Origin of the sequence: Actinomadura coerulea (assembly GCF_014208105.1) — a bacterium.
Taxonomy (GTDB): Bacteria; Actinomycetota; Actinomycetes; order Streptosporangiales; family Streptosporangiaceae; genus Spirillospora; species Spirillospora coerulea.
Window position 1 is genome coordinate 2,053,623 of record NZ_JACHMQ010000001.1, and the last position, 24,520, is coordinate 2,078,142.

At 73.1% G+C, this 24,520-nt stretch carries 24 protein-coding genes; 14 read left to right on the top strand and 10 right to left on the bottom strand.

All coding sequences use genetic code 11. The features are described from left to right. Positions 1-548: 548 nt before the first annotated feature. Complete coding sequence (locus BKA00_RS09500; protein ID WP_185024564.1) at positions 549-1,016, top strand: GNAT family N-acetyltransferase; 468 nt, start codon at positions 549-551, stop codon at positions 1,014-1,016. 448 nt (positions 1,017-1,464) lie between these two features. On the opposite strand, the gene BKA00_RS09505 is transcribed toward BKA00_RS09500, so the two are convergent. From BKA00_RS09505 to BKA00_RS09515, 3 genes are all read right to left on the bottom strand, one after another. Further along, entirely contained in the window at positions 1,465-2,430 is a 966-nt protein-coding gene (locus BKA00_RS09505) for a zinc-binding dehydrogenase (protein WP_338072109.1), read from the bottom strand. Positions 2,431-3,518: 1,088 nt separating this feature from the next. Beyond that, positions 3,519-4,043 carry a GNAT family N-acetyltransferase gene (locus BKA00_RS09510; RefSeq protein ID WP_185024566.1) on the bottom strand — a complete coding sequence of 175 codons (525 nt, stop codon included), beginning with the start codon at positions 4,041-4,043 and terminating at the stop codon, positions 3,519-3,521. Between the two features lie 44 nt (positions 4,044-4,087). Next, complete coding sequence (locus tag BKA00_RS09515; RefSeq protein ID WP_230298838.1) at positions 4,088-4,525, bottom strand: nuclear transport factor 2 family protein; 438 nt, start codon at positions 4,523-4,525, stop codon at positions 4,088-4,090. A 567-nt stretch (positions 4,526-5,092) separates the two neighbouring features. Here BKA00_RS09515 and BKA00_RS09520 point away from each other — a divergent pair. Together BKA00_RS09520 and BKA00_RS09525 are read left to right on the top strand one after the other, a co-directional pair. Continuing rightward, positions 5,093-5,614, top strand: a complete 522-nt coding sequence (locus BKA00_RS09520) for a pyridoxamine 5'-phosphate oxidase family protein (protein ID WP_185024567.1) — start codon at positions 5,093-5,095, stop codon at positions 5,612-5,614. After that, positions 5,599-6,702, top strand: coding sequence for a serine hydrolase (locus BKA00_RS09525; protein WP_230298839.1), 1,104 nt, complete (start codon positions 5,599-5,601; stop codon positions 6,700-6,702). The genes BKA00_RS09520 and BKA00_RS09525 overlap by 16 nt, the downstream gene beginning before the upstream one ends. On the opposite strand, the gene BKA00_RS09530 is transcribed toward BKA00_RS09525, so the two are convergent. Both BKA00_RS09530 and BKA00_RS09535 read right to left on the bottom strand, forming a co-directional pair. Next, positions 6,692-7,396: a DUF72 domain-containing protein gene (locus BKA00_RS09530; protein ID WP_185024568.1), complete on the bottom strand. Its 705-nt coding sequence runs from the start codon at positions 7,394-7,396 to the stop codon at positions 6,692-6,694. The genes BKA00_RS09525 and BKA00_RS09530 overlap by 11 nt on opposite strands. A 36-nt stretch (positions 7,397-7,432) precedes the next feature. Continuing rightward, positions 7,433-7,891 carry a hypothetical protein gene (locus BKA00_RS09535; protein ID WP_185024569.1) on the bottom strand — a complete coding sequence of 153 codons (459 nt, stop codon included), beginning with the start codon at positions 7,889-7,891 and terminating at the stop codon, positions 7,433-7,435. Between the two features lie 81 nt (positions 7,892-7,972). Here BKA00_RS09535 and BKA00_RS38760 point away from each other — a divergent pair, with 81 nt between their 5' ends. Further along, a complete protein-coding gene (locus BKA00_RS38760; RefSeq protein ID WP_338072110.1) occupies positions 7,973-9,019 on the top strand; it encodes a tyrosine-type recombinase/integrase in 1,047 nt (348 codons plus the stop codon). A 276-nt stretch (positions 9,020-9,295) separates the two neighbouring features. Here the strand turns inward: BKA00_RS38760 and BKA00_RS09545 are convergent, their stop codons facing one another. The 3 genes from BKA00_RS09545 to BKA00_RS09555 form a co-directional block, all read right to left on the bottom strand. Beyond that, positions 9,296-11,686, bottom strand: coding sequence for an ATP-binding cassette domain-containing protein (locus tag BKA00_RS09545; protein ID WP_185024571.1), 2,391 nt, complete (start codon positions 11,684-11,686; stop codon positions 9,296-9,298). A gap of 85 nt (positions 11,687-11,771) precedes the next feature. Then, on the bottom strand, positions 11,772-12,242 hold the full coding sequence (locus BKA00_RS09550) for a helix-turn-helix transcriptional regulator (protein ID WP_185024572.1): 471 nt from the start codon (positions 12,240-12,242) through the stop codon (positions 11,772-11,774). A 93-nt stretch (positions 12,243-12,335) separates the two neighbouring features. Continuing rightward, positions 12,336-12,974: an HAD family hydrolase gene (locus BKA00_RS09555; RefSeq protein WP_185024573.1), complete on the bottom strand. Its 639-nt coding sequence runs from the start codon at positions 12,972-12,974 to the stop codon at positions 12,336-12,338. A 140-nt stretch (positions 12,975-13,114) separates the two neighbouring features. On the opposite strand from BKA00_RS09555, the gene BKA00_RS09560 reads away from it, so the two are divergent. The 4 genes from BKA00_RS09560 to BKA00_RS09575 all read left to right on the top strand — a co-directional run bounded on the left by BKA00_RS09560 (position 13,115) and on the right by BKA00_RS09575 (position 16,640). Continuing rightward, entirely contained in the window at positions 13,115-13,813 is a 699-nt protein-coding gene (locus tag BKA00_RS09560) for a DedA family protein (protein ID WP_230298840.1), read from the top strand. A 111-nt stretch (positions 13,814-13,924) separates the two neighbouring features. After that, a complete protein-coding gene (locus BKA00_RS39775; RefSeq protein WP_185024574.1) occupies positions 13,925-14,686 on the top strand; it encodes a phosphatase PAP2 family protein in 762 nt (253 codons plus the stop codon). 208 nt (positions 14,687-14,894) lie between these two features. Next, positions 14,895-15,812 (top strand): ATP-binding cassette domain-containing protein, encoded by a 918-nt coding sequence (locus tag BKA00_RS09570; protein WP_185024575.1) that lies wholly within the window; start codon positions 14,895-14,897, stop codon positions 15,810-15,812. Between the two features lie 3 nt (positions 15,813-15,815). Beyond that, positions 15,816-16,640 carry an ABC transporter permease gene (locus BKA00_RS09575; protein ID WP_185024576.1) on the top strand — a complete coding sequence of 275 codons (825 nt, stop codon included), beginning with the start codon at positions 15,816-15,818 and terminating at the stop codon, positions 16,638-16,640. A gap of 20 nt (positions 16,641-16,660) precedes the next feature. On the opposite strand, the gene BKA00_RS09580 is transcribed toward BKA00_RS09575, so the two are convergent. Together BKA00_RS09580 and BKA00_RS09585 are read right to left on the bottom strand one after the other, a co-directional pair. After that, complete coding sequence (locus BKA00_RS09580) at positions 16,661-17,329, bottom strand: response regulator (RefSeq protein ID WP_185024577.1); 669 nt, start codon at positions 17,327-17,329, stop codon at positions 16,661-16,663. Next, positions 17,326-19,095, bottom strand: coding sequence for a histidine kinase (locus BKA00_RS09585; RefSeq protein ID WP_185024578.1), 1,770 nt, complete (start codon positions 19,093-19,095; stop codon positions 17,326-17,328). The genes BKA00_RS09580 and BKA00_RS09585 overlap by 4 nt, the downstream gene beginning before the upstream one ends. 130 nt (positions 19,096-19,225) lie before the next feature. Between BKA00_RS09585 and BKA00_RS09590 the strand changes: the two genes are divergently transcribed. The 6 genes from BKA00_RS09590 to BKA00_RS09615 all read left to right on the top strand — a co-directional run bounded on the left by BKA00_RS09590 (position 19,226) and on the right by BKA00_RS09615 (position 24,520). Continuing rightward, positions 19,226-20,683, top strand: a complete 1,458-nt coding sequence (locus tag BKA00_RS09590; protein ID WP_230298841.1) for a histidine kinase — start codon at positions 19,226-19,228, stop codon at positions 20,681-20,683. Further along, positions 20,680-21,345, top strand: coding sequence for a response regulator (locus tag BKA00_RS09595; protein ID WP_185024579.1), 666 nt, complete (start codon positions 20,680-20,682; stop codon positions 21,343-21,345). The genes BKA00_RS09590 and BKA00_RS09595 overlap by 4 nt, the downstream gene beginning before the upstream one ends. Before the next feature lie 81 nt (positions 21,346-21,426). Then, on the top strand, positions 21,427-22,146 hold the full coding sequence (locus BKA00_RS09600; protein ID WP_185024580.1) for an RNA polymerase sigma factor: 720 nt from the start codon (positions 21,427-21,429) through the stop codon (positions 22,144-22,146). Further along, on the top strand, positions 22,143-22,922 hold the full coding sequence (locus BKA00_RS09605) for a methylated-DNA--[protein]-cysteine S-methyltransferase (protein ID WP_185024581.1): 780 nt from the start codon (positions 22,143-22,145) through the stop codon (positions 22,920-22,922). Before BKA00_RS09600 ends, BKA00_RS09605 begins: the two co-directional genes overlap by 4 nt. A 171-nt stretch (positions 22,923-23,093) precedes the next feature. Beyond that, positions 23,094-24,170, top strand: a complete 1,077-nt coding sequence (locus BKA00_RS09610; RefSeq protein WP_185024582.1) for an NAD-dependent epimerase/dehydratase family protein — start codon at positions 23,094-23,096, stop codon at positions 24,168-24,170. 107 nt (positions 24,171-24,277) lie between these two features. Continuing rightward, positions 24,278-24,520 carry a hypothetical protein gene (locus BKA00_RS09615; RefSeq protein ID WP_185024583.1) on the top strand — a complete coding sequence of 81 codons (243 nt, stop codon included), beginning with the start codon at positions 24,278-24,280 and terminating at the stop codon, positions 24,518-24,520.

Genomic DNA, 24,520 nt, shown 5'->3' on the forward strand with positions numbered 1-24,520 from the left:
GACCAGACACCACCCGAGGACGACGAGAACGGTGCGGCCCTGCCCGCCCGCTGTCCGAGCCGGCCGCAGATCCTGAACTGGCGCAGGCCCGCCGGTGGGCAGCGATACCCGATCACCCCCAGTACTGGCTTTCCGTCTGGGTCTTGGCCAGGACGGGCGACGAGCGTGATGTTCCAGCCTTGCTGGAGGCCGTGCGCCGGGTGCATACGCGCGATAGGGGCCTCGGCCGGTGCTACCGCGACCTGGTCGCGGGGCTGACCCGCATCGGAGGCGACCGAGCGGCACAGATCATGCCGCGGCTGAAGCAACTGTTCGAGGCGCTGTGGGACTGCGAGGCCGACGTCCGAGAACGGGCCGCCGCGCACGTCCAGCTCGCCGACCCCACCCGCGCACACGCCTGCACTACCTGCGCGACGACCCCATGGAAACGTCCGAGGTCCGCACCGCCGCCGCACAGCGCCTCTGCCCTGACACGATGAGGATCTGCCGAGGTCGAAGCAGATCTGCCAGCTGCCAAGCCGTCCGGGCGAACGTCAATGGGGGTCCGCATGGCCGACGTCATCTACAGGGTCGCGGGCGCCACGGAACGGCCAGCCGTGGCGGAGCTGTGGCGAAGGGTCGAGAATGACGCCGAGTTCATGCTCGCCGAACCCGGCGAGAGGACCGCCCCGATGGAGGATCGATCGTTCGAGCTCGTGGCCGGCGGCACCCCGCTACTCGGCGCGCTGCGCGTGGCCGTCGGGCGGTTCCAGCGGGTCGCGCACTGCGGGCACCTCGTCCTCGGAGTGCTGCCCTCACACCGAGGACAAGGAATCGGGACCGGCCTGCTGCACACGCTCATCAAGCACGAAGCCCCCGAACGGGGCCTGACCCGGCTGCAGTTGAACGTCGCCGTCGAGAACCCAGCGCACCGGCTGTACCAGCGGCTGGGGTTCACGATCGAGGGCGTACGCAAGCACGCAGTCATCGTGGACGGGATTCCGCGCGACGAGTACGCGATGGCTCTCCTGTTGTAGCCAGACGCGCCGCCAGCGCGACCCTGCCTCAAAAGCTCCCGACATCAGCGTCGGGCAGTGAACGGCGAGCATTGCCATGTCCCAAGGATGCCCGCAATGGCAAGAAAGCCCGTCGCGCGCGGTTCTCCGATCAAGCAACCAGCGTCGCAGTAAGCCACCATCCGGCGGCCGCCTCACCTTCTGCGGCACCAACATCCAGACCGGCACCGACTCCCACCGGCTCGCCCAGACCCCCGCCCGCGACCAGACCCCCAGCTGACCACAGCTCACCAAAGGGCGGGACCGCGCGGCGACCCGCCCTTCACTCATCACTCCGCCACGCCGTCTGCCCGCAGTCCGAGTACCCGTGAACGTACAAAACTCGATGCCTGTTGAGGTCCGTTCAGAGCGTTCGACGTGGAGACGCCGCGTTACCAGCGGCTCGGCTGACGCTTCTGGCACACGGCTTTCAGATGAGCAACAGGGTCTTCCCCACGGCGGTGCGATCCTCAATCGCGGCGTGCGCGTCAGCAGCGCGTTCCAACGGGAAGGTCTGCCCGATGACCGGCCGGACAAGCCCTGCCGCAGCCTGGGACATCATCTCCTCCGCCCACCGCGTCACGTTCGGCCCGAAACCGAAGAGCTGCTCGATACCTATCAGCTCAACCCCCTTGGACCGGGCTTCCACGGAGTCGATGAGCGTGACCTCGCCACTGGAGGCTCCATGCACCGAGAACCGGCCACCGCGAGCCGTCACCTCGAACGCGGCCCGCCCGATCTGTCCGCCGACACCATCGAACACCACGTCCGGTCCCGCCCCATCGGTCGCCTCGAGCACCCGCTCGGTCCAGGTCGGCTCGGAGTAGTCGACCGCGGCCTCGGCGCCCAGTTCACGGACCAGGTCGAGCTTGCGCGCCCCGCGGGCAGCCCCGACGACCCGAGCGCCCGCCGAACGGGCGAGCTGCACCAGCAGACTGCCGACACCACCGGCCGCCGCTTCGACCAGCACCCACTCACCGGCGCCGATGCCGGCCTTCTCGACCAGGCCCTGCGCAGTGCTGCCGTCGCTGTGCAGGGCGATGGCCTCCGCCAGGCCCAGCCCATCCGGCACTGCAAACAGTTCCTCGACCTTGCTCACGGCACGCTCGGCGAACCCACCGGTCTCTCCGGTACCGGCGATGACACGGCGCCCAAGCCAAGTCGACTCCACCCGCGCTCCGACCGAACTCACACGACCGGCCACCAGACCACCCGGCACATACGGCAACGACGGCCTGGCATGCCACTTATCGACGCCACGCCGGATCTGCGTCTCGACGAACGTCATGCCCGCAACCGCCACATCGACGACGACCTGGCCCGTCCCAGCCACCGGATCCGGCGTCTCACCGAGCACCAGCGCCTCCGGACCGCCGAACCGCAGCGCCTGAACCACCCGCACACCCACCACCCCCTAACCGTTCACTGACAAGGAATGCAAGCATGCAACCTCGACCACACTTGAGATCAAGGTGCCAGCCCAACCACCATCAGAACCGGGTGATGTCGGAACGGTCCCTCCCTGGTACGGAGTTCGTCGCGGGACCCCGGAGCGAAGTCGTTGGCCGCCCGACGGGAGCGTCCAGGGGCGGCCAAGTGCGCCGCCAGCATGTACAAGGTCGAGCTGACCGCGGCGCCGAGCCGCCGGACGATCCCGGACGCCGACGTCTCCAAAGGGCGGAGCCTTCTCGATGCCCGTCGTGTCCGACGCCGGGGGAGGGCTCCGCGGCTGCTCCGCAGACGGCGACCGCCCCGTACCAGTCGCCGCGGCGCGCGGATGGGATCTGGCGCTGCAGAGAGACCAGCCGAAATGCCGAGACGTCCTCGAACAGGGAAACGCGGGGGAGAGGCTTCGTGGGGCTCTGTCAGAGCGTCACCTGGAAACGTTCAAGCCGCCGTCGTTGCGCAGCACCCCGGGGGACACCGCCCAGCGGCATCACAGGTCGATGCGGTACTCGATCATGTCTGAGGGTGATGGGGGAGACGTTCAGTGCGATGAACAGCGGGTCGCTGAGGTCCACAGTCCCGAGGCGTTGATCACGATCGGTGAGGAAGCCGTCGACCCCATCGACCGCGATGGGGACGTTGCGGGCTGCGGCCCCTCGCCGTATAGCCGCAGCAGGCAGCCGTTGACATCTCGGACCAGGTCGGCCAGGTCAGCGACCGTGAGGCCGCATACCTCGGCAGTGCGTGCCACCGCGAAGCCCGCCAACAGCACCCACTAGCTCCACGTCCCGGGCCGCGGCGTGGAGGCGGCGCGGACGACTTCGCCGGGTTGCGCTTTCGCCGAGGAGATCGCCGTGGCGTTGGGGCTGGCCGAAGCGGACATCAGGGCGATCGCCGGAGTGGGCGAGGACAACGCCTGAGACTTGGTGCCACTGCGACACCGTCTGCGATCCGCCTCGTTCTACTTAACATAATGTTCATTATCGATCAACGAGCAAACCTGGTGAGAGCGGGGCGATCGGGACACTCCGGAGCCGTTCACGCGGGGTGCGCCGCGGGCTCGGCGGTGAGTTCGATCCAGAAACGGTCCTCGCCGCGGACGCGCCCGCCGTGCACGCCGCCGTTGGCGAGAATGACCCGCCGGGAAGGCTCGTTGTCGGCGGCGCACGTCAGCAGAACCCGGTCCAGGCCGAGCCGGCGGGATTCCGTCAATCCCGCCGCGAGCATCCGCGTGGCGTGGCCGCGCCTGCGCCACGGGAGCACGACGTGATATCCGATATGCCCGCCGAGCTCGGCGAGCTCCGGCGTCAGGCGATGCCGCACGATCAGAGTCCCGATGTAGTGCTCGCCCGAGACGTACCAGAACGTCGTGCACGGGACGCCCCAGCGCTCCTGGACGCCGCGCCGGCGCGACACGAACGCCTCGAAGTCGCGGTGGGCCTCGTCCAGCCAGTCCGCCGGGGCGCCGCTCGCCAGTTGGTCGGCCCTCTCCCCGGCCAGGAACGACTCGCGCACCGCCGTCGTGGGCGGCGCCAGTCGCGGCGGCCAGGCGAGAACATCCACCGGGCCAGTCTGGCCCAGCCCGTGACGGAACCGGGTTGTCTCCGTCAGGACGCGAAGGCCTGGGCGACGGCGAGGCTGTCCTCGTAGATGTGGTGCCGGACGACCAGGCCGTCCTCGACCGTGAGGTGCAGGGCGAACCGGGCGCGATAGGCGCGTCCGGTGGACCGCGACGTCTGCCGGATCTCGCCCATCACCACCGCGTCGTCGCCGTCCACCAGGATTCGCTCCACCTGCGTGTCCACCCTCTCGGGCACGTGGTGCTCGGCGAGCTGCCGGTAATGCGCGGCGGCATCGGCGCGCCCGGACCGGTGCCGGATCCAGGGCGTGGCGGCGCGGCCGTGCTCCGCCTCGGGCCAGTCCAGCTTCCAATCGCAGTGTTCGGCGTAGAGGGCGGCGATGCGGTCGGGATCGCCTTCGCCGATCCGGCGCAGCAGGTCCTCCACAACGGCGCGCGTGCTCGATGACATGGCGGTTCTGGACATGGGTGACCTCCGTTGATGCGCGTGATGCGCGGTCGGCGAGGTCAGCAACCCTGCCAGCGTCTTCCGCACCGCGTCGATGACCTCCCGGGTAATGGATCAGGTGGGACCCCTGCCCTCCTCCGCGCGAGACCCTCGCGCCCTATTTCACCTCAAACAAGACAGAAGGTGGATTCTGTCTGGTTTGATCACGAAGTCTCAGCGGGCTTTCTGGGCTCGTTGAGGCATGGTCTTGACGGAATCGCGTCCCTGGCCCGGGGGCGCTGCGCGGGCTCAGGTGCGCCGGCGGCGGCCGCTGCTGGACGGGTTGCGCGCCGGATCGACGATCGCAGCGAAGCCGGCGAGGCCCTCGCCGGCGTGGGTCGCACCCGCTCCCCCGGTGGCGCGGCGATCAGCGTCAGGGCCGGTGGTCTGAACCGGGTGCGTGCGGACCGATGAGTTTCTCGGCGAGTTCGGGTCATGTTCAGGACGGCGCGTAGTACTTGACCGGAGGGCATACGGGCCGACCTGCCGTCGCTGCTTCACCGGTGCCGGTCGGCTGACCATGCCCCGTCGACTGAAGGATGTGTCATGTCCGCTAGTGAACCGGATGTCGAACTGGGCCCGTTCTCGTCTCCGGGCGCGCAGGCGACGCCGTGGGCGTCGGCGTTGGCGGTCGTCGGTGAGGCGGAGGTGTTCTGGCTTTCCACGGTACGGCCTGACGGGCGACCGCATGTGACGCCGTTGCTGGCGTTCTGGAGCCTGGGGGGCATGTGCTTCACCACGGGCGCTCAGGAGCGCAAGGCGCGGAACCTCGAGCACAATCAGCATTGTGTTCTGACGACTGGCGCGAATGTGCTGACCGGTGTGGACGTCGTCATCGAGGGTCTCGCGTCCGTGATCGAGGGGCGCTCGGAACGGGAGCAGGCTGTCGCCGACTTCGAGCGGAAGTACGGTGCGCATCTGACCAGCCCCGAGGGCACCTGGTATGGGTTGGGTGAGGCGGTCGTCGCCGGCGATGTCAGGTTGTATCGGGTAGCGCCGACCGTTGGATTCGCTTTCGGCAAGCTGCCGACGGCGAGCCAGACTCGCTACAGGTGGTCGAGCCAGTGACGGTGATGCCTTCGCTGCAGCAGCAGGTTCAAAGCGTCCTCGACGAGCTCGTCGAGGACGGAGCCGAGACCGGCTTGCAGGTTGCCGTTCTCCATCGCGGTGCTCTCGTCGTGGACGCTGTCGCCGGGGTCGCCGACGCAGAGACCGGGCGCGGGGTGACCCCGGAGACTCCCTTCTTCAGTTTCTCTGCGGGCAAGGTCATGACGTCGCTCATCGCTCACCTGCTCGTCGAGAACGGTGCTGTCGGATATGACATGCCGCTGGTCGAGTTGTGGCCGGAGTTCGGTGCTCACGGCAAGGCGGTCGCGACCTTTCGCCACGTGCTCACGCACTCGGTCGGCGTCCCTGCGATGCCTGATGGGATCGGCCCTGATGATCTGACGGACTGGTCGCGGGTCTGCGCGGCGATCGCCGGTGCCGAGCCCCGGTGGCGGCCGGGGACCGAGACGGGGTACCACTCGTTCACCTATGGCTTCCTGGTGGGTGAAATCGCACGCCGGGCCACGGGGAAACCGATGCGGCAGCTCTTGCGCGAATGGGTCGCCGCGCCTTTGGGTCTCGATGGCGAGCTGTTCTTCGGTGTGCCTCGGACCGAGTTGGCTCGGCTGGCGCGGCTTGAGGATGCCGCGCCGGTTACGGTCGTCCCGCCTGGTGGCGATGCCGTTCTTGCGCCCTGGGAACTGCGGCCGGTCGCTGCCATGGGTAACGGCCATGAGTTCCTGCAGGCGGACGTCCCGTCGGTCGGCACCTTCACGGCGCGTGGAGTCGCTGCGATGAACGCGGCGGTTCTCGATGGTCGGCTCATCGATTCGCGTCGGCTTGAGGAACTGGCGGCGGTGGCTTTCGAGGGCACTGATCAGGTCTTCGGGAACCCTGTGCGGCTGGGCTTGGGTTATCCGCTTGGCCGTATCGGTTCCGAGCCGGATGAGACGCCGACGACGTTCGGTTGGGTGGGTGGTGGCGGTAGTTGCGTCTATGCCGACGTCGCCACCGGTACGTCTTTCGCCATGACCAAGACTCGGCTGACGCCCCATTTCGACACCGCGCGGCGGCTCGCGGATCTGACGGCCGCGGAGTTCAGTTCGTGAGGTCGGTGAAGCGCAGGGCGTTGCGGACGGCGGCGCCGCCGGGGTCGTTGTTGAAGTAGACGTAGGCGTCGGGTGTTCCGCTGAGTTTGTCGGCCCAGTGCTGGAGGGTCTCGTCGTCGTATTCCGGCCAGGGGTCGGCGGGGCCTTCGTGGAAGCGGAGGTAGAGCCAGTCGGCTGTGCGCCATAGAGGTGTCTGCGCCTCGCCGAGTCGGTCGGCCCAGCACAGGGCCGCGCTGTGTTTCTCCAGGATGCGGCGTGTCTGGTCTGTCCACCAGGAGGGGTGGCGGGGTTCGACGGCGACGCGGGTGCCGTCTGGGAAGTGGCGCAGGCACTCGGTGAGGCGGTCGGTGTCGGCTTGCAGGGTGGGCGGGAGTTGGAGGAGGACGGGGCCGAGCCTGTCCCCCAGGCCGTTGGCGGCGTTCATGAGGCGCGCGACCGGCTCCGCGGGGTCTTTGAGGCGTTTCATGTGGGTGAGGTAGCGGCTGGCCTTGACCGCCATGACGAAGCCGGGCGGGGTGTTGTCGTGCCAGAGCTCGAATGTCTCGCGGGCGGGGAGGCGGTAGAAGGCGTTGTTGTTCTCGACGGTGGTGAAGGTGTCGGCGTAGTGGCGCAGCCAGCGTCGTTGGGCGAGGCCGGGTGGGTAGAGGACGTCGCGCCAGTCGGTGTACTGCCATCCCGATGTGCCGATGAGCACGGGCCCCTCCCCTGTCCGGTGGACGCGTGGGGGTGGTCATACCCGTTTGCGGTGCGGTTCCAGGGCGCGGATGTAGTCGACGAGGCGGACGCCGATCTCGAAGGGGATGTCGGGGCCGGTGAGGTCGGCGTCGGGCCAGGTTTCGGAGATGCGGCGCCAGGTGGTGCGGCCGAGGAAGGTGCCGGTTCGGGGTTCGTCGCCGAGGTCGGCGCGCCATGCGGCTTCGGTGGTGAGTAGGCGGGTGAGGGCGGCCTCGTTGTCGGCTTCGGCGGGGTGTTCGGCATGGTAGCCGATCTCGATGGCGTGGTGCTGGGCGCCGGGGGCGAGTGCGGCGGGGATGATCTGGGCTTCGTAGTGCTCGCGCTGGGGTGCGGGGTCGCCGAACCAGGCTTTGACGCCGTTGTGGCGTGTGTGGATGTGGGGGTGGCCGAGGCGGGGCGGGGTGGCGCCGCGGATGATCTCGCCGATCTGGTCGAACAGTGCCCGCTCCCCCATGTTGTCGATCTTACGGGGCTTCTGTCGGTGGTGGGGGGTAGCGTCCGGCGGGTGCGTCCTGCCGATGTTCAGCGTGTGTCCGTGGCCGAGTGTGTGGATCGCTATGCGGAGGTGGTGCGGGCGAAGGCGTCGACGGGTGCGCTGGCGCCGGCGTCCGCGGAGGTGTACGTGCGGGACGTGGTGACGTTCGGGGCGCTGGCGGGTGAGGACCGGGTGCTGGACGATCTGACGGGTGAGGACGTCGATGAGGTTCTGCTCAGGTTCGCGCGTAAGCCGGATGAGCGGCGTCGGCGGGGGGCGCGGCCTGTGGTGGCGGGGGGTGCGCCGTCGCAGAGTGCCGCGTCGCAGGCGCGGTTCCGGCGTTCGGTGTCGGCGTTCTTCCGGCATGCGGTGGTGGCGGGGTGGGTGCAGTTGAATCCGATGCAGGCGGTGACGGTGCGGCCGAAGCAGCGGGGCGGGTTGCGGGCTGAGCGGCGTGCGTTGACGGTGGAGCAGGCGGAGGGGCTGCTGGGGGCGGCGCGTGGTCTGGTGGATGCGCCGGATGCGGGTTCGGGTGGGGCGGGTGTGCGGCGGCGGGCTGATCAGCGCACGGAGTTGCGGGACGGGTTGATCGTGTTGTTGCTGGCGGCGGTGGGGCCGCGGGTGTCGGAGTTGACGGCGGCGAATGTGGAGGACTTCTTCGTCAACGGGGGGACGCGGTATTGGCGGATCTTCGGTAAGGGTGGGCGGACGCGGGATGTGCCGCTCCCCCGTCCGGTGGCGGAGGTGCTGGACGCGTATCTGGCGGAGGGGCGGGGGTTGCTGGATCGGGGGCGGGAGGGGAAGGCGCTGTTGTTGTCGTGGCGGGGGCGGCGGTTGGCGCGGGGTGATGTGCAGGGGGTGATCGACCGGGTGCTGGAGCGGGTGGATGCGGGGCGGCGGCGGAGTGTGACGCCGCATGGGTTGCGGCATACGACGGCGACGCATCTTCTGGCGGCGGCGACGGACATGGATGCGGTGCGGCGGGTGCTGGGGCATGCGGATCTGTCGACGTTGGGCCGGTATCGCGATGAGCTTCCGGGTGAGTTGGAGGCGGCGATGCGGGTGCATCCGCTGCTGGGTCCGGTGGAGGGCCGGCGGGGCGGTTGACGGGGCCGCCGTCGCGGGGGCGGCAGGCCCCGCCCGTCGGTGCACCAGTGGTCCCGTCGTAGGTCCGACTCGGAGATCACCGTGGACCGTCGGCGGTAGGGGCTGCAATGTCCGACGCCGATCGGGTGGCGTTGCGCGGGCGGCTCGGGCAGGACGCGAGGGGGCCGGGCGCATCAGAACGAGAGGCCGCGGTGGGCGGTCGACTGGATCGACGCTGGCGTGGCTTCTCGTTCTGATGCTGGTCGGTGCCGCTTCTGCGTGGTCGTGGCGTAAGGGTCAGGTGCCGATGTAGGCGGCGAGGTGTTGGCCGGTGAGGGTGGAGCGGGTGGCGGCGAGGTCGGCGGGGGTGCCTTCGAAGACGACGCGGCCTCCGTCGTGGCCGGCGCCGGGGCCGAGGTCGATGATCCAGTCGGCGTGGGCCATGACGGCCTGGTGGTGCTCGATGACGATGACGGACTTGCCGGCGTCGACGAGGCGGTCGAGGAGGCCGAGGAGGTGTTCGACGTCGGCGAGGTGGAGGCCGGCGGTGGGTTCGTCGAGGACGTAGACGCCGCCGTCCTCGGCCATGTGGGTGGCGAGTTTGAGGCGCTGGCGTTCGCCGCCGGACAGGGTGGTGAGGGGCTGGCCGAGGGTGAGGTAGCCGAGGCCGACGTCGGCGAGGCGGCGCAGGACGCGGTGGGCGGCGGGGGTGCGGGCGTCGCCGGTGGCGAAGAACTGTTCGGCCTGGTCGACGGGCATGGTGAGGACTTCGCTGATGTTCTTGCCGCCGAGGGTGTAGTCGAGGACGTGGGCCTGGAAGCGGCGGCCTTCGCACTCCTCGCAGGTGGTGGCGACGCCGGCCATCATGGCGAGGTCGGTGTAGATGACGCCCGCGCCGTTGCAGTTGGGGCATGCGCCTTCGGAGTTGGCGCTGAACAGTCCGGGTTTGACGCCGTTGGCCTTGGCGAAGGCCTTGCGGATGGGGTCGAGGAGTCCGGTGTAGGTGGCGGGGTTGCTGCGTCGTGAGCCGCGGATGGGGCTTTGGTCGACGGAGACGACGCCGGCGCCCTTGGGGATGGAGCTGTGGATGAGGGAGCTCTTGCCGGAGCCGGCGACGCCGGTGACGGCGACGAGGACGCCGAGGGGGATGTCGACGTCGACGTCCTGGAGGTTGTGGGCGTTGGCGCCGCGGATCTGCAGGGTGCCGGTGGGGGTTCGCAGGTCGGTCTTGAGGGGGGTGCGGTCGTCGTAGTGGCGGCCGGTGAGGGTGCCGCTGGTGCGCAGTTCGTCGAGGGTGCCCTGGAAGCAGATGGTGCCGCCTGCGGTGCCTGCGGCGGGGCCGAGGTCGACGATGTGGTCGGCGATCGCGATGGTCTCGGGTTCGTGTTCGACGACCAGGACGGTGTTGCCCTTGTCGCGCAGGCGCAGCAGGAGGTCGTTCATGCGCTGGACGTCGTGGGGGTGCAGGCCCATGGTGGGTTCGTCGAAGACGTAGGTGACGTCGGTGAGGGAGGAGCCGAGGTGGCGGATCATCTTGGTGCGCTGGGCCTCGCCGCCGGACAGGGTGCCGGAGGGGCGGTCGAGGGAGAGGTAGCCGAGGCCGATCTCGACGAAGGAGTCGAGGGTGTCGCCGAGGGCTTTGAGGAGTGGGGCGACGGAGGGGGCGTCGAGGGCGCGGACCCAGGCGGCCAGGTCGCTGATCTGCATGGCGCAGGCGTCGGCGATGCTGATGCCTTTGATCTTCGATGAGCGGGCGGTGTCGCTGAGGCGGGTGCCGCCGCAGTCGGGGCAGGGGGTGGAGGTGACGGCGCGGTCGACGAAGGCGCGGATGTGGGGCTGCATCGAGGCGCGGTCCTTGCTGAGGACCGATTTTTGAATCTTGGGGATGAGGCCTTCGTAGGTGACGTTGACGCCCTCGATCTTGATCTTGGTGGGTTCCTTGTGGAGGAGGTCGTGGAGTTCGGCGGGGGTGTAGTCGCGGATGGGCTTGTCGGGGTCGAAGAAGCCGCAGCCGCGGAAGATGCGGCCGTACCAGCCGTCCATGCTGTGGCCGGGGACGGTGAGGGCGCCCTGGTTGAGGGAGAGGGTGTCGTCGTAGAGGGCGGTGAGGTCGAAGTCGTTGGTGGTGCCGGTGCCCTCGCAGTGGGGGCACATGCCGCCGGTGACGCTGAAGCTGCGGTGTTCCCTGACGGTCTTGCCGGAGCGTTCGAAGGCGACGGCGCCGGATCCGCTGATGGAGGCGACGTTGAAGGAGAAGGCCTGGGGTGAGCCGATGTGGGGTTCGCCGAGGCGGCTGAACAGGATGCGCAGCATGGCGTTGGCGTCGGTGGCGGTGCCGACGGTGGAGCGGGCGTCGCCGCCCATGCGCTGCTGGTCGACGATGATGGCGGTGGTGAGGCCTTCGAGGACGTCGACGTCGGGGCGGGCGAGGGTGGGCATGAAGCCTTGGACGAACGCGCTGTAGGTCTCGTTGATCATGCGCTGGGATTCGGCGGCGATGGTGCCGAAGACCAGGGAGCTCTTGCCGGAGCCGGAGACGCCGGTGAACACGGTGAGGCGGCGCTTGGGGAGAGTGACGTCGACGTCCTTGAGGTTGTTCACGCGTGCGCCGTGCACGCGGATCAGGTCGTGGCTGTCGGCGGCGTGGGGCGCGGGCGGGTTCGCGTCCGTGCTCGTGGCCATGCTCATCGTGTCGTGTCTCCCTGTGTGGGGCGTGGCGGTGGCATCTGTCTACCCGAAGCGCGGTGCGGGTGTGGTGCCGGTGGGTGCCAGGTTAGGGCGTGGGCCCGGTGGGGGCTTCTCGATTCCTGATCGGTCTGGTGACCTGTTTCTCCAGGCAGGAAGGTACGCCGGCGGCGGTTCCGGAGGAGGTGAGCCCGGCCGCGGCGTCGGCCGCTTGGCGGCGGTAGGCGCTGGGGGGCATGCCGACCAGTTCGGTGAAGCGGGTGCTGAAGGTGCCCAGGGAGGAGCAGCCGACGGCGAAGCACACGTCGGTGACGCTGAGGTCGCCGCGGCGCAGCAGGGCCATGGCGCGTTCGATGCGGCGGGTCATCAGGTAGGAGTAGGGCGATTCTCCGTAGGCCTGGCGGAACTGGCGGCTGAGGTGGCCGGCGGAGATGTTCGCGCCGCGTGCCAGGGCTTCGACGTCCAGGGGCTGGGCGTACTCGCGGTCGATGCGGTCGCGGACGCGGCGCAGCAGCGCGAGGTCGCGCAGGTGGTGAGGGTCGGCGGGTGTGCTGCTCACCTGGGTGATCGTGCCATGCGGGGCGGGGTGCGGGGTGTGCCGGGGCGGGTGTTGTCGGCTCGCTCCCCCAGGTCAGCGGCCTGGTGGGGTGGGTCAGGCGGGGTGGAGGGCGCGGGCGAGGGTGTAGGCGGCGTGCAGGTCGGTGCCGCGGTAGTCGAGGGCGGCGATGCCGGCGAGGTGGTGGTCGGCGTTGACGGCGACGGTGTTGGTGAGGTGGCGGAACAGGGGCGCGTCGGACATGGAGTCGCCGTAGGCGGTGCACTGGTCGGTGGTGAGGCCGTGGCGGGCGAGCAGGGCGTCGGCGATGCGGACCTTGTCGGCGGGGGTGAGGATCCCGGCGGGGTCGAGGGTGCCGGTGAAGGGCATCGGGGGGAAGCGGGAGGCGACGATGTCGTCGAAGCCGTGGTCGAGGAGGTGGCGGGCGAAGAAGTCGGGCGACATGGTGATGACGGCGGAGTGCTCGCCGCGGGCGCGGATGTCGGCGCAGACGTCGGTGATGCCGGTGAGCCAGGTCGCGGCGCGGTAGGCGGTGGCGACGACGGCGGGGGTGAGGTGGCGCCACAGGCGGTGGATCTCGGTGGAGAAGCCGCGGGTGTCGAGGGTGCCGGCGGCGAAGCGGGCCTCGAGGTCGTGCAGTTCGGGGAGGGTGCCGAGGTGGCGGGCGATTTCGAGGTTGGCGGTGGTGCCGGTCAGCAGGGTGCCGTCCATGTCGAAGATGTGCAGGTGTCCCACAGAAGGTGAAGTGTGGTGGAGGCGGGCCCGGGACGCGAATCGGTTTTTGCGGCCGGGGGGCGCCCCCTGACGAAAGTCGGGGGTGAGCGGGGTCTTACGCGGGATACGCCCGGGGGTAGGACGTCCTTAGCGTCGTGCCCATGGACGGGCTCATGGGCATGGTGGACACGGCGGTGACGTCGCCGTGGTTCTATCTGGTGCTGTTCGCGGTGGCGGCGATCGACGGCTTCTTCCCGGTGGTGCCGAGCGAGAGCATGGTGATCACCGCGGGGGTGTACGCGGCGTCGGGGCAGCCGGAGCTGGCGCCGGTGGTGGCGCTGGCGGCGGCGGGCGCCTTCCTGGGCGATCATGTGTCGTATCTGGTGGGGCGCCGGGCGGGCGGGCGGCTGGTGCGGGCGGCGCGTCCCGGGACGCGGCGGCATGCGGCGCTGGGGTGGGCGGGGCGGACGATGGCCGAGCGGGGCGGGTTGATCCTGGTGGTGGCGCGGTACGTGCCGGGCGGGCGGACGGCGGTGACGTTGACGATGGGGGCGGTCGGGTTCCGGCTGCGGTCGTTCTCGCTGTTCGCGGCGGTGGCGGCGGTGTCGTGGGCCCTGTACGGGGCGCTGCTGGGGTATGTGGGTGGGGTGGCGTTCGAGGACGATCCGCTGAAGGGCGTGGCGGTGGGGCTGGGGCTGGCCTTGGGGGTGACGGCGGCGGTGGAGGTCGTGCGGTTCGCGCGGCGGCGCCGGCGCGGGCCCGTGGACGCGGAAGTAGCCGACGCGGGGCCGGTGGGGTCGCTGGAGGGGTCGGGCGGGCGGAGGCCGGCCGCACGAGTGGGTCCAATGCCCGGCGAGTGATCCCCCTAAGGTGAAAGGGTTGTCCTCCTATGGCCGGTAGGTGAACATCAGCGGGCTTTGGGGTGTCTGACAGTTGACGGGCACGGGGCCGCTGCGAGCGTGAGGGAGAGCATGGGAGCGCCGGATTTCAGCGCCGATCTGTACCGGGAGATCACCGAGTTCGCGCAGGGCACGCCCTCGTGGGTGCACGAGGCGGCGGACGTGGGCACCGACGGCGGGCTGCTGCTGTTCGCGGTGCTGTTCGCGGTGGGCTGGTGGCGGGCCCGGGGCCTGGACGCGCGGGCGATGGGGCTGGCGCTGGTGGCGCCGTTCGCGATGGTGTCGGCGTATCTGGTGAGCGAGGTGTCCAAGAGCTTCATCCAGGAGGAGCGTCCGTGCCGCGCGGTGGCGGGCGCGGTGCACATCGCGGCGTGCCCGGCGCAGGGCGACTGGTCGTTCCCGAGCAACCACGCGACGATCGCGGCGGCGTCGGCGGCGGCGATCGTGGTGGCGTGGCGGGCGATGGCGCCGCTGGTGCTGCCGCTGGCGGCGCTGATGGCGTTCTCGCGGGTGTTCGTGGGCGTGCACTACCCGCACGACGTGGCGGCGGGGTTCCTGGTGGGCGTGGTGGTGGCGCCGGCGGCGGCGCTGGTGCTGGTGCTGGCGGCGCGGCCGCTGGTGGAGGCGCTGCGGGGCGTGGCGGCGGGTGCGGTGCTGCTCGGGCCGGGCCCGGTGGCGCCGCGGGGCCCGGGTCTGGAGGTGCCGCTGGGGTCGCCGCGGCCCGCGGCCGCGGCGGCGCCGATGGTGGGCGCGGCCGTTCCGATGGACGACGCGTCGGTGACGATGCCGGACGTGATGGGCGGTGTGCCGCCGCGCCGGGGCCCCCTCCGCTGACCGGACCGGCCGGGCAGGATCTCACGGGCCGTCCCGGACGGCGCTTCGGCGCCGCCCGGGGCGGCCCTTTCGCATGCGCCGACGGGAACAGGCCCGCCCGGCGGATGCCGGGTTCCTGACGAAAGTCGGGGCCGGGGGGTGGCGTCCGGCCGGTGTGCGGGCCCTCCCCCGCTCTCTAGCGTCGCCCGGGACGGAAGGGAGGACCCAGGTGATCACGTTGCGGGGCCTGACGAAGAGGTTCGGGGACAGGACGGCGGTGGACGGGCTGTCGCTGGAGGTGGCGGCGGGGAAGGTGACGGGGTTCCTCGGCCCCAACGGCGCCGGGAAGTCCACCACGATGCGGATGGTGGTGGGCCTGGACCGTCCGAGCGCGGGCGAGGCCCTGGTCGGGGGCCGCCGGTACGGGGAGCTGCGGCGGCCGCTGCGGGAGGTGGGGGCGCTGCTGGACGCGGGCGCGGTGCACCCGGGGCGGTCGGCGCGGGCGCATCTGCTGGCGATGGCGCGCAGCAACGGCATCGCGCGGGGCCGGGTGGAGGAGGTCCTGGCGATGGTGGGGCTGGAGGCGGTCGGGGGCCGGCGGGCGGGGACGTTCTCGCTGGGGATGCGGCAGCGGCTGGGGATCGCGGGTGCGCTGCTGGGCGATCCGGGGGTGCTGATGTTCGACGAGCCGGTCAACGGGCTGGATCCGGACGGGGTGCTGTGGGTGCGGCGGCTGATGCGGTCGCTGGCGGCGCAGGGCCGGACGGTGCTGGTGTCGTCGCACCTGATGAGCGAGATGCAGCTGACGGCGGACCGCCTGGTGGTGATCGGGAAGGGCAGGCTGCTGGCGGACGCGCCGATGGCCGAGGTGATCGCGGCGGGGTCGGGCGGCGCGGTGCGGGTCCGCAGCCCGCGCGCGCGTGTGCTGGCGGACCGGCTGACGGCTGCGGGCGGGCGGGTCCGGCGCTCCGGCGAGGAGGAGCTTCGGGTGGCGGGGCTGGCGGTGGAGCGCGTCGGGCTGGTCGCGTTCGAGGCGGGGGTGCCGGTGTTGGAGCTGGGCGCGGTGGAGGCGTCCCTGGAGGAGGCGTACATGGAGTTGACGGGTGCGAGCGTGGAGTTCGGTGCCATGCCGGGGACGGGGGTCTGAGCGATGGCGGTCACAGGGGCGGGGACGGTCGAGGGGCGCGGCGCGGGGACGGCCCGCGGCGCGGGCGGCGGGTGGCGCGGTGCGGTCGCCGCGGAGTGGACGAAGCTGTGGTCGGTGCGGTCCACCTGGTGGGGGCTGGCGTCGGCGGTGGCGCTGATGGCGGTGATGGCGTTCACGCTGGCGACCTCGACGGTGTCCAACAACACCAACGCGCTTCCCGGTGACGACATGGGGGTGGTGTCGGTCAGCGGTGTGGCGGTCGGGGCGCTGGACATGGTCCAGTTCGTCGTGCTGGCCCTGGCGATCCTGGTGGTCACCGGTGAGTACGCGACGGGCAGCATCCGGGCGACGCTGCAGTGGGTGCCGCCGCGGGGCCGGATGCTGGGCGCCAAGGCGGTGGTGGTCGCGGCGGTGGCGTTCCCGCTCGGGGCCGCGCTGAACGCGGCCGGGACCGTGGTCGCCGATCCGGTCCTGGGGCGGTGGGGGCGGCTGCGGGCCGCCGAGTTCGCCGCCGACGCGGTGCAATCGGGGGTGTATCTGGCGTTGGTGAGCGTGCTGGTGCTGGCGGTCGGGGCGATGCTGCGCAGTACGGCGGCGTCGCTGACGACGGCGTTCCTGTTCCTGCTGGTGGTGCCGATGCTGCTGGGCGGCGGGGACGAGTCGGGGCCGGCGCGCAAGGTGTCGGATTCCCTGCCCAGCAGCGCCGGCCGGTACTTCATGTCCGGGGAGGGCCCCTACCCGCAGGCGGTGGGGCTGGTGATCCTGGTGGCGTGGACGGCGGCGGCGGTATGCGGCGGCGTGGTGGTGCTGCGCCGCCGCGACGCCTGAGGGCCGGGGGTGTGCCGGGGTCAGGCGGGGTCCTCGATGCCGTCGACGAGTCCGGCCTGGTAGGCCAGCACGGCGGCCTGCACGCGGTTGCGGACGTCCAGGCGGGTCAGGATCGCGCTGACGTAGGCCTTGACGGTGCCCTCGACGACGTGCAGCCGCCCGGCGATCTCGGCGTTGGACAGGCCGGCGCCGAGCAGCGCCAGCACCTGCCGCTCGCGGGGGGTGAGCGCGGTGATGCGGCGGCGGGCGCGGGCGCGGCCGTCCAGGCGCCCGCCGCCGATCTGGGTGATGACGCGGTGGGCGACCTTCGGGGACAGGTAGGCGGCGCCGCCGGCGACGGCGCGGACCCCGGCGATCAGCTCGCGGGGGTCGCCGGACTTGAGCAGGAAGCCGCTGGCGCCGCCGGCCAGGGCGCGGGCGATGTACTCGTCCTCGCCGAAGGTGGTGAGCATGACGACGCCGGTGGCGGGGGCCAGGCGGCGCAGTTCGGCGGCGGCGGCCAGGCCGTCCAGGCGCGGCATGCGGATGTCCAGGAGCGCGACCGCGGGTCGGTGCCGCAGCACCAGGTCGACGGCCTCGCGGCCGTCGCCGGCCTCGGCGACGACCTCGATGCCGGGGTCGGCGGTCAGGATGGCGCGCACGCCCGCGCGGATCATCGCCTCGTCGTCGGCGAGCAGTGCCCGGATCACTGGTCCTCCTGGTCGCGGGCGCGCTGGGCGCCCAGCTGGTGGGTGTCGTAGTCGTTCTTGGCGATGAGGCGGCCGCCGGCGAAGCACAGCCGGTAGATGCGGCCGACGCCGAGCACGTTGGCGTCGGGCCGGTAGTAGCGGCAGTCGGCGCCGGCGGGTTCGGGGACGGCGGCGCGGACGGTGCCGGTGTCGAGGGTCTGCATGGGCGGCAGGGCCCGCTCGACGCGGTGCTGCGGGTCGCCGACGGCCAGCGCCCCGTAGTCGGCGGGCAGCAGCACCGAGTTGAGGGTGACGAACACGTAGTACCCGGCCATGATCGCGCCGAGGACCGCCATGAGGGCGGTGGGGGCGGCGATCGCGGTGATCAGTCCGCGGCGGACCCGGCGGCGCTCGCTGGCCAGGTGCCGGGCCGATTCGGAGGGCCACTCCCCCGCTGCGGGCGCGGAGGCCGCGGGGGTGAGTCCGAGGGCGGCGCGCAGCGCGTCCCGCGCGGTCGGCGCTCCCGGGGACCGGTCGGCGGCCGGGTCCGGGGCGGCGGGGATGTCGGCGGTGACGAGGAACCCTCCGGCCGGGGTGGGAGCGGCGTGCAGGGTCCCGCCCAGCAGGCGGACGCGGTCGGTGAGGCCGGCCAGGCCGCGGCCGCCGGAGGGCAGCAGCGGCGGCCCGTCCGGCGGCGGGTCGTTGGCGACCGTGACGGTGGTCCCGCCGGTGCCGGTCCGGGCGAGGGCGACGGTGACGGCGGCGCCGGGGGCGTGCTTGGCGGCGTTGGTGATGGCCTCCTGCACGACGCGGTGCGCGGTGAGCGCGGCCATCGGACCGAGCCCGGCGTGGGCGTCGGCGTCGCCGGTGAGGTGGACGGGGACGCCGGAGGCGCGGGCGCGGTCGACCAGGTCGGGGATGCTCTCGCGGGCGGGCCGCGCCGGCGGCGCCGAGGACCCCGCCGCGTCGGAGGGGGCGCCGGAGGGGGCGTCGGCGGCGTCGTCGCGCAGGAGGCCGATGATCTCGCGGAGGTGGTCGGTGGCGTCGGCGGCTCCGGTGCGCAGCTCGGCGGCGGCGGCGCGGTGCCGGTCCCCCAGTTCCGGCGCGACCTCCAGCGCGCCGGCGCGCACGGCGATCAGGGCCAGTTCGTGGCCGAGGGAGTCGTGCATGTCCTGGGCGATGCGGGCGCGCTCGCGGAGCCGTTCGCGTTCGGCGACGATGCGCTGCTGGTGCTCCAGGCGCTCGGCGCGCTCCCATCCGGCGCGCAGCAGCTCCTGGTACTGGCGCCAGTAGCGGCCCACCAGCCAGGGCAGGACGCCGAGCAGGACGAGCCAGACGGTGGAGGGGAACCAGGCGGTGACCTGCGTGCCGCGGACCGCCGACAGCAGCGCCCCGCCGACGAACACCCCGAGGAAGCCCCACAGCAGCGGCTGCGCGCGGGCGCTGCGCAGGCCCGCCAGGTAGGACAGGACGGGCATGGCGAACACGAAGTTGCCGTGGACGAGGGTCAGCGCGATCACGGTGAGCAGCGCCGGGGCCGGCCAGGCGCGTCCCGCCGCGATCGCGGCGGCCAGCACGCCGAGCCCGGCCGCCTGCAGCCACCACGACGCCCGGGCGGGCTGCGGCGGGGAGAGCATGCCGCCCAGGACGGGGAGCGCTAGGACCCCGTACAGCAGGACGTCCTTGACCAGCGCGGCGCGGGACGGCCGGCGGACCAGCGCCCGCAGGCGGGAGGGCGGAGGCGGCGCGGGCGTCGTCGGGAGACCGGGGGCCGCGGAGTCGTTCACGGCGCCCACGCTACTGGCCGGTGAACTGGGCCGTTACTGACGAAAGTCAGGGGCGCGGGCGGCCGCAACCACCCGGGGACGATCTTCGATGGGGGCGCGGGGCGGGCCGGGGCTGAACTACGGTTGGCGCGTGACAGCGACCCCGCCCCGCCCCCGGCGCCGGCCCGGCGCGCGCGGCCGGGGCGCGGCCGAGGACACCCCGCGCCCCGCGCAGGCGCCTCCGCAGGCGCCTCCGCAGGGGTCCGCCTCCCGGGCCGGAATCGTCGGCAGGATCGCGGGCCGGGCGCCGGGCCGGGCGCGGTGGCCGCGCGGGCGGGCGGCCGACGCCCTGCTGGCGGCGGCGGTCCTGGTGGTGTCGGTCGCGATGACCGAGGCGGCGGTCAAGCCCGGGGACCGGCCGCTGTGGCCGGGCGGCCTGGCGCTGATCGCCGCGGCGGCGGTGTCGCTGGCGTGGCGGCGCCGCCACCCGGTCGCGGTCCTGGTCGTCGCCGTGGTGGTGCCGCCGCTGTACTACCCGCTGGGGTACCCCGACGGGCCCGTCGCGGGCGTGCTGTGGCTGGCGCTGTTCAACGCGGCCGTGGAGTGCCGGCTGGCGGTGCCGCTGGGCGCGGTCATCGTCGTCAACGCCGGATTCCTGGCGGCGGCGTCGGCGCGGGGCAGCGGCGACGACCCCGACGCGATCACCGACGCCCGCGGCGTGGCGTCGCTGTCGCTGGGCCTGCTGATCACGGTGGCGATCGGGCAGTACGTCCGCGGCCGCCGCGCCCTGGCCGAGGCCGCCGAGCGGCGCGCCGCCGCCGCCGAACGCGACCGCGAGGCCGAGGCGCGGCGCCGCGCGGTCGCCGAGCGGCTGCGCATCGCCCGCGAGCTGCACGACGTGCTCGCCCACCAGATCTCGCTGATCAACGTGCAGGCGGGGGCGGCGCTGCACCGCCGCGACGACCCGGACCGCGCCTACACGGCGCTGGAGGCGATCAAGGCGGCGAGCAAGGAGACCCTGCGGGAGCTGCGCGGGGTCCTGGGCGTGCTGCGGCAGGTCGACGCCGAGGACGAGGGGCCCGGCGCGGCGGAGCGGCCGGTGGCGCCGCCCCCGTCGCTGGCGCGGGTCGGCGAGCTGCTGGACCAGACCGCCGCGGCCGGGCTGGCGGTCCGCCGCGCCGGCGACCTGCCCGTCCCCGGCGCGCCGGGGACGGCGGCGCTGAGTGACCTGCCGGCCCCGGTCGGGCTGGCCGGGTACCGCATCGTGCAGGAGGCGCTGACCAACGCCGTCCGGCACTCGGGGGCCGCCGCGGTCACGGTCGAGGTGCGGGTGTTCCCCGGCGAGGTGACCGTGCGGGTGGACGACGACGGCACCGGCCCGCCCCCGCACCCCGCGGGCGGCGCGGGCGGCAACGGGGTGCGGGGCATGCGCGAACGGGCGGCCTCGGTCGGCGGGGAACTGGACGCCGGCCCCGGCCCGGCGGGCGGATTCCGGGTGTGGGCGCGGCTGCCGCTCGACGCCGCCGGGCCACCCCCTGCCCGCGACCGGCAGGACAAGGACGGCAAGGACGATATGAGCGCACTGGGCGAGACAGAGGAGAACGCGTGATCCGGGTGATGCTGGCCGACGACCAGACACTGGTCCGGGCGGGGTTCCGGTCGATCCTGGAGGGCGAGGACGACATCGAGATCGTCGCCGAGGCCGGGGACGGCGAGCAGGCCGTCGCGCGGGCCCGCGAGCTGCGGCCCGACGTGGTGCTGATGGACATCCGCATGCCCGTCCTGGACGGCCTGGAGGCCACCCGGCGGATCATCGCCGACCCCCGGCTCGCCGACGTCCGTGTGGTGATCTTGACGACGTTCGACCTGGACGACTACGTCTACGGCGCGATCAAGGCCGGGGCCAGCGGGTTCCTGGTCAAGGACACCGAACCGACCGAGCTGATCCACGGGGTGCGGGTCGTGGCGCGCGGCGACGCGCTGCTGGCGCCCACGGTGACGCGCCGGCTCATCGCCGAGTTCGCCTCCCGGATCACCGCGCCGCCGCCCGCCGCCGAGCTCAACTCGCTGACCGACCGGGAGAGCGAGGTGCTGCGGCTGGTCGCGGCGGGCCTGTCCAACGAGGAGATCGCCGGGCGGCTGGTGCTGTCGCCCGCCACCGCCAAGACCCACGTCAGCCGTATCCTGGCCAAACTCGGCGCCCGCGACCGGGCCCAGCTGGTGGTGCTGGCCTACGAGACGGGAATGATCCGCCCCGGCTGGCTCGGCTGACCATCCGCCCCCGGCACGGCCCGACCGCACGGCCGTCCCGGCGGAGCGCAACCGGGCCGGTCACGGCGGTGTTGAACGGATGTGACGGTTACGGACGAAGCTCTCACCCACGCCCCCGCGGGCGACGGCAGGGACGCCCCGGCGGGCGACACCGCCGGGGCGCGGGTCGCCGCCGCCCTCGCCCGCGACCTCGACGAAGGGTTCGCCGCCCTCTACGAGGCCTACCGGGGTGCGGTGTTCTCCACCGCGCTGCGGCTGTGCGGGCGGTGGGCCGAGGCCGAGGACCTGTCGGCCGAGGCGTTCCTGCGCGCCTACCGCGCGCTCGTCGGCTACGACGCGGCGCGCGTCGCCGAGCTGCGGCCCCGGGCCTGGCTGCTGACGATCCTGACCAACGTGTGGCGCAACAGCCTGCGCACGGCCGCGCGGCGCCCGCCGCCGGGCCCCATCGAGGACGCCCCCGACCCGCCCGACCCCGGCGAGGGCGTCGAGGACGCCGCCGCCCGCCACGAGACCGGCCGCGAACTGGCCGGCCTGCTCGCCCGGCTCCCCCACCAGCAGCGCGCCGCGGTCGTGCTGCGGCACGTCACCGACCTGCCCGTCGCCGAGATCGCCGCCGTCCTGGACCTGCCCGAGGGCACCGTGAAATCCCACATCTCCCGCGGCCTGGCCCGCCTGCGCGCCCTGCGCGCCGCACCCGGAACCACCGACCCCGACCGCACAGCACCCGACCAGACAGCGCCAGCCCGCACCACACCAGCCCGGAGCGCAGCCCACCCCGAGCAGAAAGGGGGCGACCGATGAACCGCACCGACCCCGCCGGCGGCACACCCGACCCGCTGGCCGGTGAACTGGCGGAGCTGGCCGCCGACGCGCCCCCGGCCCTGCTGGACCGCATCGCCGCCCGCCGCCTCCACGTCCCCGGACCCCTGGAGGGCCTCCAGGTCGCCTTCACCGACCACGGCGTCGCCTACCTGCGCGCCGGCATGGACGAGCGGGAGTTCGCCGAGGCGTTCCGCACCCGGTTCGCCCGGCCGCTGCTGCCCGCCGACCGGCCCCCGCCCGGGCTGCTGCCCGCCCTGCGCACCGGCCGGCTCGGCACGCTGCGCCTGGACCTGCGCGGCCTCAGCGACTTCGAGGCCGCCGTGCTGCGCGCCGCCGCGCGGATCCCCCGCGGCCAGACCCGCCCCTACGCGTGGGTGGCCCGGCACGCCGGACGGCCCAAGGCCGTCCGCGCCGTCGGGTCGGCGCTGGGCCGCAACCCCGTCCCGCTGCTGATCCCCTGCCACCGCGTGACCCGCTCGGACGGATCCCTGGGCGACTACGTGTTCGGCGCCCGCGCCAAGGAACGGCTGCTGCGCGCCGAGGACGTCGACGTCGAGGAGGTGACCGAACTGGCGCGGCGCGGCGTGCGGCTGGTGGGCTCCGACACCACCGGGATCGTGTGCTACCCCACCTGCGCGGACGCGCGCCGGATCACCCCCGGCCACCGGCACGGGTTCCGGGACCTGGCCGCCGCGCGCGCCGCCGGATACCGGCCGTGCCTGCACTGCCGCCCCGGCGACGCCGTGCCCGCCTGACCGTGCCCGCCTGACCCCGCCCCGCCTGACCGCCCGGCGGCGCGGGGGACGGCGCGGGTCCGGGCGGCGGGCGGCGCCGCGGCGGGCATACATCGGCGCGGGACGGGAATGGGGCCGTCCACCTGCGGGGACGAACCCGCGGGCGAACCGCCGACGAGGGGGGAGATCGCCATGCGCGTCGTCGTCACCGGCGCCACGGGCAACATCGGGACCAGCACCGTCCGCGCGCTCGCCGAGGACCCGGCCGTCACCGAGATCATCGGACTGGCCCGCCGCGAACCCGGCCCCGGCGCCGCCCGCGAGGCCGACCCCGCCGGAACCGGCAAGCTGCGCTGGGCCGAGGCCGACGTCACCGACACCGACCTGGTCCCGCTGATGCGCGGCGCCGACGTCGTCATCCACCTGGCCTGGCTGTTCCAGCCCACCCACCGGCCCGCGGTGACCTGGGACTCCAACGCCGTCGGCAGCGCCCGGGTCTTCGACGCCGCCGCCCGCGCGGGCGTGCCCGCCCTGGTGTACTCCTCCTCGGTCGGGGCCTACTCCCCCGGCCCCAAGGACCGAGCCGTCGACGAGTCCTGGCCCACCCACGGATGGCCCGAGGCCGCCTACAGTCGCGAGAAGGCCTACGTCGAACGGCTCCTGGACGCCTTCGAGGCCACCAACCCCGACTGCCGCGTCGTGCGGCTGCGGCCCGGGTTCATCTTCGAACGGCAGAGCGCCAGCGAGCAGCGCCGCCTGTTCGCCGGGCCGCTGCTGCCCGGCCGCCTGGCCCGCCCCGACCTCATCCCGGTCGTGCCGGACCTGCCCGGCCTGCGGCTGCAGGTCCTGCACTCCGCCGACGCCGGGCAGGCGTTCCGGCTCGCCGCCACCGGCCGGGCCCGCGGCGCCTTCAACCTCGCCGCCGAACCCGCCCTGGACGCCGCCGAGCTCGCCGACCTGCTCGGCGCCCGGACCGTGCGGGTGCCCGCGCGGGGCGTGCGGGCCGCGCTCGCCGCCGCCTGGAACCTGCACCTGGTGCCCGCCTCCCCCGCCCTGCTCGACCTGGCCCTGCAGATCCCGCTCATGGACACCGCCCGGGCCCGCGACGAACTCGGCTGGACGCCCCGCCACACCGCCCGCGAAGCGATCACCGAGTTCCTGGAAGGGCTGCGCACCGGCGCCGGCCGCGACACCCCGCCGCTGTCCCCCGAGACCGGCGGGCGGCTGCGCGGCCACGAGTTCGCCACCGGCGTCGGCCGCAAACCCTGACCGCTCCCCGACCGCCAGCCCCGCCACCACCTCGCCACGACCGGCGGCGCGGTCCGGCCCGACGGCCGGGCGCCGATCCGCCGCCCAACCGAACCGGAGGTCACCCCATGCCGACGATCACAGCCGAGCACCTGCACACCCTGCTGGCCTCCACCGACCGGGGAGCCGCACTCGTCGTCGTCGGCGGACGCGCCGCCGTCGTCCCGGCCGGCCCCGGCGGCGACGAGGACGCCATGGTGATCACGACGCGGGACGCCGTCATCGCCGAACTCGACACCGGCGCCAACGAGGAGCAGATCGAGGCCCTCGCCCAGCGGCTCGACACCGCCCTGGACAGCCTCGGCGGCTGA